Genomic DNA, 10,094 nt, shown 5'->3' with positions numbered 1-10,094 from the left:
GCCAATCCCAAGTAAACATTCAGTCGTTAAGCCATACCTCGACAATGAAAGCACTGCATTCCTTCGCTGTACTTTATTTATTTTATTTCACCGGTTTCTGGGAGTAAGGCGTTATCTTGCAAAATACCAATGAGCAGTTCTTGCATTTTCTCAGCCATAATCTGCATATTATTGCGGCCTTGAAGGCTCGCGAGCTCGGTAGTTACTTCACTAAAGCAACGCATTAAGCACTGAAGAGACAATGCTGAGCTCTGTGCAGTCCCACAATTAAAGATAACTTCTAGCGCTTCAATATAGGGTTTAGGCATCCACTCATGATAATTACGTCCTTTATACCAAACATCGCACATTGGAGCATTTTTGATAAAAACTAATTGTTCTAATAATTGTAGGAAATACTGCTTCATATCCGTACTTCTTGACCAGGCGACCCACAATTCATCACGAGTTAAAGCTATGGTAACTTGATGTGCTTCATGCCAAAAATCAGAGACCACCTCAGTGAATTGCTCCACAGTTAATTGAGGTGGAGCAAATACTTGTTGGTTAGCACTTTCAGGTAAGCCTTCAGTGATCCCTGTTTTATCGAGTAATACAGTAAAACCACGGGAAAATATCGCGTCTAAACCTTGCTGCTTCATCTTAGATAATCGCTCAGGCTCAGCAAAAGTGAAATCCACTTTGCGGCCTTCTTCAAAGATCACCAAGCAAGTTGGCCAATCAGGGGCATCCTCTTCAAGATTTAGCAAATGAAGTGCAACCAAAGGTTCACCAAACTGATTTATCCAAGACTTCTGATTGAATATTTCAGATGTACCGTGGCCGATCAGCTCGATATCAATATCGGAATAACTATCAACATGTTGATCTCGCCCTCGAGAGCCGGTTAATACCACAGCTTCAATTCTTGGATCGAGCAATGAAACTGAAATAATTTTATTGATTAATAATGCAGGTGATTCCATAACTGACCTAATGAATTAAGTAAGGATGGCTAAGATACCGATAAAGAGGCAGAAAAGCGAAGCCTCAAACGTAAAAAACATGAAAAGAGTACTTAAATGACCAAGTTTTTTCCGAAGTGAAGGAAAATTGTTAGCCTTTATAGGTGATGTGACAGAAATTAAACTGTGTTAGTACCAAAATTGCCTTAATCGCGAAAAGTACATTGGGTTAAACATGGGGATGGAAAAAGTACCGTGGTGATATCGCTAATGTAAACTTAATGTAATTTTTACTTTTTTTGAAAGCCCCCTGAATTTACGCTGTTTTTTATTATCTGTAGCTATATTTATAAACTATTGTTTCCATATATTATATATTAAAATAAAATTTGTATTTTATTTCTTATCAAATTATTATTTGTTTTTTTAAAGGGAATTAAAATGAAAATAAGTGTATCAAAACGAGATAAATATTTTTTGGAATTAAAAGATTATCATGAATCCATAAATGGAAATATAAAAGAACTTCATGTAGAACTAGATACATTAACTGAACAAATTTTAAAAATAGAAACTGAACACGAGAGTATATTCCTTGCCGAAAATTATAATTTGGAAAGCAAACTAACATATGTTGAATATATTCAATCTAAAATATATATTGATAGAGTTAAAGTTTATATTCATACCGTTAAGGATGCTCTAGGTAAATATCAAAAACTGCAAGATGAATTGAACTTTTATATTAAAAACCCAGAAGAGATAAAAAATATTACACCAAATATCGCTGAGTGCTATGGCAATGTGACAGAAAGTATTCGTAATTATCCATACATTAGCTCTAGATTACACCAGTTATTATCCACATTTGACTCCAAGGTTAGCCAGTTGATCACTGATGCTAAAGAATATACTTTAACTTTTCACTCTTCCTTGGCGGATATAAGATACAGTGCAAATGATATATCTTATTCGATAGGGAGTTTACAGCAATATAAACAATCGGATGAGGAATTAGAGATTAATAATGCTGAGAATGATGAGATTGAAATTGTCACTGAGTATAGACAAGAAATGGATATGTCGAGTGATAAACTAATACAAGATAGTACTAAAGAGGGGGGAGCTATCAGTTACGAAAATAAAATAAAATCTGAATTACATATTGAGAGTGGAAATTTAACCGAGAATATTGCAGGGTTTTATAGCAGAGAGCAAATTCTATCTAATATAGTAAGTCAGAATAATATTATAGAATCCATTCTTCTACCTATACCAATATATTAGTTGCATATCTTCCTTTGATTTATCATACCTGCCTACAGTACAAGTCGGCAGGTTGTAACTTTTTTATTTCATGACATTTATACCCGTAACCATTCGAGTTGCAGGGTATTTCGTTGAGGTATAAGTGACTACGCTCGCCAAGCCACAGAATTTACCTATGCACCTCGCCTATTTTCCTTGTCGCCTGCCCGCAACTCGAATTATTGGAGGATATAAAATTAACGTGTACGATCCCTATTACATATACAAGTTAACCTCTTAATTAAACACCATCTATTGATAAATCAAAGAGCAATCAACTTTTGCTTTCATGCAGGGTATATCCTTTGAGGTGAATCGCTAAAGGGGAGGAAGTGATGCTAGATAAGTAAAAATAGTGAAGACTTATTGAGCAAACTAGCGTATCGTGTTTAGTATATAAAACAAATTTTGTAAATTTAGGCGGTTTTTAGCTTGATTTAACTATTAAAATCGCTTTATGCTAAACAGAGGCAAGAAATGAGCGTGTTTATCGATTTTGAGCAGTCAGTTTACCCATTCCCAGCAAAACCTGCACGACTAAGCTCGGATGAAAAAACTTTTTATCGTGAGCGGATAAAATCGCTATTAGTGGAAAAAAACGCAGTTATCGTCGCACATTACTATACCGACCCTGAGATTCAAGCTCTTGCAGAAGAAACTGGGGGCTGTGTTGCAGATTCACTCGAAATGGCGCGTTTTGGTGCAAAGCATTCCGCTTCAACATTGGTTGTCGCTGGGGTCAAGTTTATGGGGGAAACGGCAAAAATACTGAGTCCTGAAAAAAATGTATTAATGCCAACGTTAGATGCACAATGTTCTTTAGATATCGGCTGCCCAGAAGAAGAATTCATCCGTTTTTGTGATCAACACCCAGATAGGACGGTTGTCGTTTATGCAAATACTTCAGCGGCGGTTAAAGCAAGGGCTGATTGGGTTGTTACCTCAAGTATTGCTGTGGAATTGATTGAACACTTAGACAGCTTAGGTGAAAAAATTATTTGGGCTCCTGACCGCCACTTAGGTCGTTATGTACAGCAGCAAACTGGTGCTGATATTTTGTGTTGGCAAGGTGCGTGCATTGTTCATGATGAATTCAAAACACAGTCATTAGAAAAAATGAAAGCACTGTATCCCGAAGCCGCGGTATTGGTACACCCTGAATCACCACAAGCGATTGTCGACCTAGCGGATGCGGTTGGTTCAACTAGTCAACTAATTAAAGCAGCACAAAATTTACCTAACCCATCGATGATAGTGGCGACGGATAAAGGTATTTTTTACAAAATGCAGCAAGCTTGCCCCGAGAAGACGCTTTACATCGCTCCAACAGCGGGTGAGGGCGCCACATGCCGTACTTGTGCACATTGCCCTTGGATGGCAATGAATGGCTTAAAAGCGATTACTGACGCCTTAGAAGGGAATACGCAAGATCATCAAATTCATGTCAGTGAGATATTACGAGAAAAAGCATTACGACCATTAAATAAGATGCTAGATTTCGCAGAGAGTCTAAAATAATAAATACAATTTTAATGAAGTACTGGGCAATACAACATTAACGATCACTTATAAAGGATTTTGGGATGGATTTCTTTAGTACAGCCAATACGTTAGTGCAGATCCCGCTATGGGGTTCAGTTTATGATTTATCTTACATTGAAGCGGTGGGGACTATTGCCGGCTTACTTTGTATCTTACTTGCCAGCCTAGAAAAAACGATTAATTATCTGTTTGGGTTAATTAACGTTTCTCTATTTGCAGTTATTTTCTTTCAAATTCAATTATATGCAAACCTGTTGCTACAGATATTTTTCTTTGTCGCCAATATCTACGGTTGGTATGCATGGAGTCGGGTCACCAGTTCACAGCAAGCAGAGCTAAAAATTCGTTGGTTGAGCTTACCAAAAGCGGCTATAACACTGGTTATTTCAGTCGTTGCTATTATTTATCTCACATTTAATATTGATGCAGTATTTGGTGTACTTGCAAGATGGGCAGTCGAATTATTAAATCTGTTTGGTGCCAACCTTGCGATGCCTACGATAGAACCAGATGCATTCCCATTCTGGGATTCTGCAATGACTATTCTTTCCGTTGTCGCAATGATTTTAATGACACGTAAATATGTTGAAAACTGGTTATTGTGGGTCATTATTAACGTAATTAGTATTGTTATTTTCTTTATTCAAGGTGTTTATGCGATGTCTTTAGAATACTTAATTTTGTTAGGTATCGCAGTCAATGGCTCCAGACTTTGGATAAAATCAGCTAAAGAGAATGGCTCCTCACCAATTTCGCGTGTTTAGCCAGAAAAAATCCGATAAAACGGCTAAAGTGACATCATCGTTGTTTAGCCGTTTTAGTTATTCTTTGCTCTGCCAAATGGGTTTTTAGCCTGTTTATTGTGCTAAATATCAGCCTTTCACCTCATTTTATAATTAACGATTAATAAAATCATGGTTTTATCGTGCGTTTGCCTGTTTACAGACTTCGGTTGAACGGTTAGATTAAAAATTCGATGCTAATTATCTTGTAAGTTTTTTTAAGCCCAGTGAAGTCATTCACCGCTCCGCTCAACGCTTTACTCAAGCGCAGTAACTTGGGAGAAACCTAGCATGCAAATCAACTACAGTAAAAAATAATAAACATTGGATATACGGGTATGAATTATCAGAACGATGACGTCAGAATAAAACAAATAAAAGAACTATTACCACCTATTGCTCTGCTTGAAAAATTTCCAGCAACCGATAAAGCTGCGTTTACCGTTCATGAAGCCCGCCTCGCTATCCACAACATTTTAGCAGGCAAGGACGACCGCTTGGTTGTCGTCATCGGGCCTTGCTCAATCCATGATACTAAAGCCGCTTTGGAATACGCTGAACGTTTAGGTAAATTGCGTGAAGAACTTAAAGGTTCTTTGGAAATTGTCATGCGTGTGTATTTTGAAAAGCCGCGCACCACAGTGGGTTGGAAAGGGCTAATCAACGACCCTAAAATGGATTGTAGCTTCGATATTAATGAAGGTTTACGTATTGCTCGTGAATTGTTGCTGACTATCAATAACCAAGGCTTACCAACAGCGGGTGAGTTTTTAGATGTTATCAGCCCGCAATACGTAGCAGATTTAATGAGTTGGGGGGCCATTGGTGCTCGTACCACGGAATCACAAATTCACCGTGAGCTAGCGTCTGGTTTATCTTGCCCTGTTGGCTTTAAAAACGGTACAGATGGTACGATTAAAGTAGCAATTGATGCCATTAACTCTGCGCGTTCTGCCCACTGTTTCTTATCAGTGACCAAGTGGGGCCACTCTGCGATAGTAAATACGAGCGGTAACCCTGACTGCCATATTATTTTGCGTGGTGGTAAAGAGCCGAATTACAGTGCTAAACATGTACAAGAAGTACGTGAAGGGCTGGAAAAAGCAGGGCTTGTACCGAGTATCATGATTGACTTTAGTCATGCAAATAGCTCTAAGAAATTCGAAAAACAAATGGAAGTCGCAACGGATGTTTGCAAGCAAGTCAGCCAAGGTGACCGTTCAATTACAGGGATTATGATTGAAAGTAACCTTGTTGAAGGTAACCAAAACTTAGAATCGGGCGAGCCATTAGTTTATGGTAAAAGTGTCACTGATGCATGTATTGGTTGGGATGATACTGAAAAAGTATTACGTCAATTATCTGATGCGGTGATTGCCCGTCGTAATCGATAAGATTTAGTCATAATAAAGCCAGTTATCGCGATGAAAGAATCTCGTTAAACTGGCTTTATCATTTTATTTATTTTTGAATTCTATTTAATAACTCTTCTAGTTTAGCTTGCTCTTCAGGTGTTGCATTCGCTGGCGTTGCCGTTAATTGCAATACTTCATTGTCGGTCTGAACATCGAAATGCACTTTTCCTTTTTCACCTTTCACGTAAGTGACATCTTTTAATGGTATACGGTAACAATGTGCAAAAATATTTGGGCGAATATAAAAATATGAGTCTTTAACCGCTAAATAGATATTGTCACTAGCCTTTCTACCAAAGTAACCAAGAAAAATGGTAAAAACAAACAGGAACATCCCTAAGCTTTGGCTCAATATAATAAAAGTGATACTGATTAAACCAAGTGCACCGACTAAAATACGGTTATTACGTTTGTTGAACTCAACACGTTGGTCAAATTGAACATTTAAAGAGGTATCAAATTGGTTTAGTTGATGATAGCGCCAGCGGATCGCAGAGAAAATCATTCCCATGGTAAATACAATGGTGATTGGCATTAATGCTAGGCTACTTAATACCGCAAGGACAATGGATAACCGAGGTTTATAAGTCATCATCATCATACTAATAATTTGTACGGGAAAGCTGACACAAGCAATGATCATCAAGGTTTTCATCAGCTCAGCATTCGCTGCACCGTTTGAACCATCAACGACTAATTCGCCACCTTGGATCATATACAGCAGAGAACCCAAAATACTGGCGCTGAATACAAGACCAACCCAAACATACATATTAAATTTGTTCATTATTTATTCTATAAACTGAGTGGACAATACCCCATATGATAATCGGTTATTTATATTTTCAACATAGCTGACACTATAATTTTGGTAATTTCGTGTAAATACATCAAATAAAATGAATTTACAGCGGTTTCTTGGGAGCTTTATAGGTTAAGGTGTAGGTTTCTGGTTTAGACCAAGAGGCAAATAGAAAAATATCAAATGAAGGAATTATGCAAATAGATAAAAAACCGTTATCTAGCCATCTAATATTATGGTTAAAATATTCTTTTGATTCATAAATGTTATCATCGGGCATGACGCATGAAAAATGCCAATAGTCTGATGCGCCTTCACCAATTGTTTTAGAAACAGAATACTCAAAATCGATTAAGGTAGAACTTTGAAATACAGAGAGTGATCCAATCAAAACATCGGTTCTTTGGCAACCGGAGGCTTTATGACGAATAACAATATTTCTTATATTAAATGTACACATATTAGTAATTGACAGTTGTCCTTTACGAATAGTCGTAGTTCTTGAATTAATATTATTATGTTCTGAAATTATTTTTCTTGATAAAGGCATGAATTTATTTTTCCTAATAAATAATTATAACATTTAGTTGTTTATATTTTTAGTACTAGCTTAATTTATTAAAGATTCATAACAACCTAAACTATTTGAAAAAAACACCCTTGCATAATTATCTTCATTAATAGTACCAAGCTCAGTTGGGTCTAAGTGTAATGAAATTAAAACTAAACCATTGTCATTAGGGGATATATTACAATAAAAATTATTTTTTCCCTTTGAAGTAATAATGACATCACTGTTAGACCATGTCCATTCAACACTAATTTGCCAATAATCAAAACTAATGTGACTATCTGTATATGTAAATTTGGTATGCCCTACTACTTTTAAAGGTTCAGGATTATCGACGATTAAAGTTTTACCTACCATTCGGTCATTATAATATTCTATCTTTACTCTTTTTATTTTTTTTCTATCTCCTGTCATGTTTATAATGGCCATAGTGCCAGGAAGATATATTCTATTATCTGCATAGAGATTCATTTTTTTCCTAAAATTAATAACGTATTGTTGATGTTACACCCGCAATTTGATCATCTACACAGCGAGTAATCGTAATTGCATTTTCTTTGGTATAAGATGAAAGCAATAAATCAAACATTGCTTTTCCATTTTCATCATTAATTTTTCGATAAACAGAAATTGGAGTTGTGTCAGTACTATTAATTTGTAATGTAATAGAGACATTAGCATCTTCCCCATTATCAACACCAACAGAAATCGATTTTATATACCCCGATTTATCTTTAGATGAGGAGCAGTTTTTATATAATGCAGCATGCGATTTAATTGATACTGTCGATAGCACAATCGCGGTTATTAACATAGATCTTTTCATGATATCCTCTCTTCAGTAATTAGTTTTTAATAACACCGATTGAACATCTTATATTCTTTTCTGATTCATATATTTCGTACGACTTTTCCATCGATAATATTGCCAAGTTAATAAATGATAATACTCGACTACTAACAGCGCCATCTATATCTTCACAGTAAAATTCTTCACCAGTATTTGTTTTAATTGATATCTGTGTCTGGCTATCATGCTGCCCCATATTGACTTGTAAATACTGAACGAATCCTTTTTTCTCAATATTTTTTATCTCACGGGCATGTATTGAAGTATTGAATAATATTAAAAAGGCGAGTGCGACTACTTGTATTGTTTTCATATGTCTCCAGAATTATTTGTAAGTTAACACTAATGTTAAAATAGCTATTTAACATTATATTCAACCAATTATTTGGTGATATCAACTTCAATTTTTGTTTTTAGATAATAAATTTTGATGCTAAATGTTTTGGTGGGATATATAAGTATTATAGTGAATTTACATTCTCATTAAATACACTTATGAAAAAATAAATAAGTTAAATATTAAGGTGGTTAAATGAAATTTAATTATTTCTCGTTGATAGTTGTATTGTTTTTTTCTTTCTTTTTAACAGGGTGTGTTAGTCAGTTTAATAAAGTAAAGCCAAATAACTCTAATCAAAGAGCTTACAATACAAATTACCAAATTACAGTCTATAATAACAGTGGGAGTAATATTAATGTGATAGATAAGAAAATTATAATTGGAGGATGGCATAAAGAACCCGCTCCAGAAATAAAAATTAATGGAAGTGATTTGTTTATGCCTATTTGGTTTGCAAATGCAGGTGCTGAAGGTTATGTTGAATATTCAATTTATAAAGGTTCATTCAAAATTCATTGGAAGTACACGAAGTCAGGAAATCGACATAATTGGGTAGAGGTAAATGATCCACATGGATTATATAATATATCATGCCATAATTGTAATAGAAGTAATCTATTTAGCGTATATGTTACTCAAGTTAAAGAAATTGAAAGTTATAATATATTGATTATGTCAGACCCTCAAGCTTGGCGATTAGAAAATGGCATAGACCCGAATAAAGATCGAAAAGAGTGGGAAGAAGTGAACCAAAAGGTATCGGACAGTATTAATATATTAAATGATCATCATAAGATAAAGTTTGGGATTGTGAACGGGGATATCACTGAATTTGGTAGACAAAAAACGTGGGCAAGCTTTGATAAAATTTATACGAATAACATTAAGTTTCCATTATACATAGGATTAGGTAATCACGACTATGCAAATAATTTTAATGATTGTTGGGGAAATAATTGTGCTAGAAATTCTTTTTTAGAATTAATAAGACGAATAAATGTTAATTATAAATATACATTAGAAAATTTTAATTTTGACTATGATGAGAAAAAAAGGATAGGGAGTGGCGCTTATTCATGGGATATGGGAGATATTCATTATGTCCAACTGAATAATTACCCCACTTACTTTGAAAATTTGGGAAGTGTAAAGGTGACAAAATCAACGGAGTGGTTAGATAAAGATTTATCTGAAGCATATCGTAGAGGGAAGGTGACTATTTTAAATTTTCATGATTCCTATGCTCACATTGCAGAAAAAAAATATACATCAGATAAAGAGAAAGAAAAATTAGAAAAAATGATTAAAGATTATAATGTGATAGCTATTTTTTCAGGACATTCTCATCTTTCAGGTTTTACAGTAGGTTATCTTCGAGGAGTAATAAATTACGACAGTGGAGCCTTGTTTAAAGGGGATTATTTATTGGTTTCTGTCACCGACAAGTGCATTGAGGTTGAGGTATACAACGGCTTTAGTGGCCAACCTGAGAGAGTCAAGTACTTAGGAAAGGAGTGTAGAAACTAGATTTTGACTTAAA

General features: G+C 35.2%; 11 protein-coding genes. 5 read left to right on the top strand and 6 right to left on the bottom strand.

Annotation, left to right across the window (positions count from 1 at the left end):
* Positions 1 to 77 precede the first annotated feature (77 nt).
* Entirely contained in the window at positions 78 to 965 is an 888-nt protein-coding gene (locus PSF09_RS03630) for an aminoglycoside 6-adenylyltransferase (protein ID WP_272683505.1), read from the bottom strand.
* Positions 966 to 1,385: 420 nt separating this feature from the next.
* Here PSF09_RS03630 and PSF09_RS03625 point away from each other — a divergent pair, with 420 nt between their 5' ends.
* The 4 genes from PSF09_RS03625 (at position 1,386) to aroG (ending at position 5,970) form a co-directional block, all read left to right on the top strand.
* The gene (locus PSF09_RS03625; protein ID WP_272665430.1) at positions 1,386 to 2,231 is read left to right on the top strand and encodes a hypothetical protein; all 846 of its coding nucleotides are present in this window, start codon (positions 1,386 to 1,388) and stop codon (positions 2,229 to 2,231) included.
* Between the two features lie 498 nt (positions 2,232 to 2,729).
* Entirely contained in the window at positions 2,730 to 3,770 is a 1,041-nt protein-coding gene (gene nadA / locus PSF09_RS03620; protein ID WP_272665429.1) for a quinolinate synthase NadA, read from the top strand.
* 65 nt (positions 3,771 to 3,835) lie between these two features.
* Complete coding sequence (gene pnuC / locus PSF09_RS03615) at positions 3,836 to 4,558, top strand: nicotinamide riboside transporter PnuC (RefSeq protein ID WP_210840397.1); 723 nt, start codon at positions 3,836 to 3,838, stop codon at positions 4,556 to 4,558.
* A gap of 356 nt (positions 4,559 to 4,914) precedes the next feature.
* Positions 4,915 to 5,970, top strand: a complete 1,056-nt coding sequence (gene aroG / locus PSF09_RS03610) for a 3-deoxy-7-phosphoheptulonate synthase AroG (RefSeq protein WP_272665428.1) — start codon at positions 4,915 to 4,917, stop codon at positions 5,968 to 5,970.
* A gap of 67 nt (positions 5,971 to 6,037) precedes the next feature.
* Here the strand turns inward: aroG and PSF09_RS03605 are convergent, their stop codons facing one another.
* The 5 genes from PSF09_RS03605 to PSF09_RS03585 all read right to left on the bottom strand — a co-directional run bounded on the left by PSF09_RS03605 (position 6,038) and on the right by PSF09_RS03585 (position 8,527).
* Positions 6,038 to 6,778 (bottom strand): hypothetical protein, encoded by a 741-nt coding sequence (locus PSF09_RS03605; RefSeq protein ID WP_272665427.1) that lies wholly within the window; start codon positions 6,776 to 6,778, stop codon positions 6,038 to 6,040.
* 118 nt (positions 6,779 to 6,896) lie between these two features.
* Positions 6,897 to 7,343: a hypothetical protein gene (locus PSF09_RS03600; protein WP_272665426.1), complete on the bottom strand. Its 447-nt coding sequence runs from the start codon at positions 7,341 to 7,343 to the stop codon at positions 6,897 to 6,899.
* A 60-nt stretch (positions 7,344 to 7,403) separates the two neighbouring features.
* Positions 7,404 to 7,835 (bottom strand): hypothetical protein, encoded by a 432-nt coding sequence (locus PSF09_RS03595; RefSeq protein ID WP_272665425.1) that lies wholly within the window; start codon positions 7,833 to 7,835, stop codon positions 7,404 to 7,406.
* A 13-nt stretch (positions 7,836 to 7,848) separates the two neighbouring features.
* Positions 7,849 to 8,190 carry a hypothetical protein gene (locus PSF09_RS03590; RefSeq protein ID WP_272683504.1) on the bottom strand — a complete coding sequence of 114 codons (342 nt, stop codon included), beginning with the start codon at positions 8,188 to 8,190 and terminating at the stop codon, positions 7,849 to 7,851.
* Positions 8,191 to 8,209: 19 nt separating this feature from the next.
* On the bottom strand, positions 8,210 to 8,527 hold the full coding sequence (locus PSF09_RS03585; RefSeq protein ID WP_272665423.1) for a hypothetical protein: 318 nt from the start codon (positions 8,525 to 8,527) through the stop codon (positions 8,210 to 8,212).
* Between the two features lie 219 nt (positions 8,528 to 8,746).
* Between PSF09_RS03585 and PSF09_RS03580 the strand changes: the two genes are divergently transcribed.
* On the top strand, positions 8,747 to 10,081 hold the full coding sequence (locus PSF09_RS03580) for a metallophosphoesterase (RefSeq protein ID WP_272683503.1): 1,335 nt from the start codon (positions 8,747 to 8,749) through the stop codon (positions 10,079 to 10,081).
* The last annotated feature ends 13 nt before the right edge of the window (positions 10,082 to 10,094 follow it).

The organism is Providencia sp. PROV141 (assembly GCF_028481645.1).
GTDB classification, from domain to species: Bacteria; Pseudomonadota; Gammaproteobacteria; order Enterobacterales; family Enterobacteriaceae; genus Providencia; species Providencia rettgeri.
The sequence above is the reverse complement of the archived record's forward strand: the minus strand, read 5'-3'. Positions and strand labels throughout refer to the sequence as shown.